The organism is Cetobacterium sp. (assembly GCF_048470075.1).
Classification (GTDB): Bacteria; Fusobacteriota; Fusobacteriia; order Fusobacteriales; family Fusobacteriaceae; genus Cetobacterium_A.
The window spans coordinates 1-3034 of record NZ_DBGBQB010000215.1; the positions used below are offsets into that span (position 1 = coordinate 1).

Consider the following 3034-nt stretch of genomic DNA (forward strand, 5'->3'; position numbering starts at 1 on the left):
GATTTAAATTATTAATCAGCTAAAAGTTGTATTTTAAAATTTATAACCTATTCCAACAGTTACATTTACATTTCTATTGTAATCTTTAGCAAATTCTAAACTTACTCCTGCTGTATAAATCATTCTATTTGTTTGTTCTAACTCTAAGCTATAGCTAACTTTTCCAGATGTCTTAGGAAGTTCTACTCCTTGAATATCAAATTTCTTTCCATCTTTTTCTTTTCCTAGGATATAACCATTTAATTCTTTTGATTTATCTCCAATTGTATTTATTACTCCTAAAGATAAAATATTCTTTAATTTTCCATTATTTAAATATAAACTCTTAACAAAATCTACACCAGTTTCTACATCAGCTGTATTGCTATTTATTTTATCTGTTCTCATGGAGATTTGCCCAGGTGTATATCCTTCATTTACTTTGTTTTGTTCTATATAATAACAACTTAATTTCACTTTAGGTTCAACTGTCCAATCTTGCTCTGCATTATAAATATATTTAGCTTCTACAAAAGCATTTAGTGAGTTAATATCATATCTATCTCCTGTTGAGAATGAGTCATATCTATTCGATACTTTTCTATCTGCATCAGCTGATGTGTATTGATATCCCACTCCTCCCATAAATTTAAAGTTATTAATATCTGTTTTAGTAAATATTCCTAAATATAATGAATTTCCTTTTATTTTACTTGAACCTTTAAAGTTAATATCTTGGCTATTTCCACCTAAAACAACTCCTACAGATGTTTTATCACTTAAACCATATTCAAAAGTTGCTAATCCTCCTACTGTATTTGTTGTTGTTTTATAGTTTCTATGTCCAGTATCAAAACCATAATAATTCTTTCCATAAGCTCCACTATCATTTTTAATTCCAGTATAAATAGCTTTACCTTGAACTATCATTTCATCTTTCTTAGGTTTTATTGTTAAGTATGACATATTATCTTCAAATAATTTTAAACTATCTCTAGAAGATTTAACTGTATATGCATAAGGATTATTAGCATACATTTGATCAAGTATTGTTAATAGTCCCCCCAAAGATTCATTATATGTCTTATTTTCTAATAAAGTCGTATTAGCTAAATTTCCAATTTCTCTTGCAGCTACTATTGATTGATATATTTTATTTAGTTTTTCATATAATAAAGAATCTATAACAATTGGTGATTCTGGACTAATCGGTGGATTCACTGGTGGTTCTGGTTCTATTGGCGGATTAATCGGCGGCTCAGGATTAGTAGGAGGATTTACTTGTGGTTCTGGACTAATTGGTGGATTCACTGGCGGTTCTGGTTCTATTGGTGGGTTAATCGGTGGCTGTGGGTCTGTCGGTGGGACTGGATTTGAAGGTTCTAATGGAATTGATTCTAAAACTGTTATGTATATATCTTTTCCATCTGCTGATAATTTCCCATCTAATACTAATGAATTAGTTTTTATATGATCTGTATCTTTCCACCAACTATCATCTGTATCAGGAGTTATAGTAGTTCCTCCCATTGATATTATAGTTCCTTCTCCTAAACCATTTAATCCTACTATTAAATTTCCACCATTGCTTGTCAATGTTCCATTATTTTCATATAAAGCATGTCCTGTAACTTTTCCATGTGCTGTAATAGTAGGGTCTACTCTTAATACTAAATTTCCACTTTCAAGGTTTATTTTATCTGCTCCAGTTATTTTTGTTGTCTCAAATAAAGTTATATTTCCATTAGTATTTACATTTTCAAATCCTTTTATATCATGTAAGATGTTTAAATTTGGTGTTACTTTAGTGATAGAAGTTTCTCCTAAATTTAAAATATCATTTCCTGTCCCACCATCTAATTCTCCGTTTATTTGTACTGTATTAGCAATAGATAGAGTATCATTTCCATCTTGTAAATTTACAGCTCCGTTTATTATGGAAGCTCCTGAAATACTTGCTACGTTATCTCCCATGCTACCCTTAATAACTGCTACATCATTTTTTAATCCTCCACCATTAAAAATAGTATTAGTTGCTGTTAATTGTGATAAATTTTCTAAATATATTGCTGTATTATATCCATTTACAATACTATCATTTATTGAAGTTCCTGCTTTAACGACTAATGCACCTTTATTTATTCCAGCTCCATTAATTATATTATTTTCATAATTAGAACCATTTGCTATAATATAACTATCTTTAGCTAAATTAGCTTGATCTGTTGTATGATTATTCTCATCATATCTTTGACCGTTTATTATTACCTTTTTAGTTCCATCTTCTAATACAACTTCTCCACCAACTCCATTAAAAATACTTTCTATTTTTGGATTGCCATTTTTATCTATAGCTACATTTCCTGTTTTAGATGAAGAGTCTATTGAGAATTCTGAGCTTAGTTTAATATAAATTCCTTTATTTATTTCTAAAGTTGGAGTAATTGTAGTTAAATCTCTCACATTTCCACTCTCAAAATCTATTTGGTAATTCTCTTGAGTAGTATCATTAGAAATTATTTCTTTCCCAGTACTAAAAATTTCTCGTCCAGCTAAAATTCCAAAATTTTTGATTTCATTTATAGCTTTGGCTGCAACAGCACTTCCGCTTCCTTTTATTATACCATTATTAATAAGTTCATTAATTACATTTTCTGAAGCTAGACCATTTCCAGAAAAAAATTGTAATATATAGTCTTTACCTTTTTTATAATAGTCTTTATACTTTTCTTCAAAAATTCCAGCTATATTATAAGTGTATCCAGAAACTATCCCATTATTTTTAAAGGAATCTTCTATATTGTCTTTTGAGAAAACTCCATTTCCACTATTTTTTAAATTAATAGAAGAATTTGTAGCATAATTATATTGTTTTCCTTTTTCCCGATCACTTTCAGAATAACTGCTACCTGCATGAGTAAATATTTCTCCAGAAATTATTCCTTCGTTATTAGTTAAATTTAATTTTGATGATTCTATTCCATTATTTGAATTATAAACAGTTATTTTAGAAGAAATAACTTTATTTGGATCATAGTTATTTTTATGAATTACT

Annotated in this window: 1 protein-coding gene; it reads right to left on the minus strand. The window is 28.6% G+C overall.

Annotated elements, in window-relative coordinates; translation table 11 throughout:
- Window positions 1-33: 33 nt before the first annotated feature.
- On the minus strand, window positions 34-3034 hold a 3001-nt coding region (locus ACMOUI_RS07640), incomplete at its 5' end, for an autotransporter domain-containing protein (protein ID WP_418965135.1).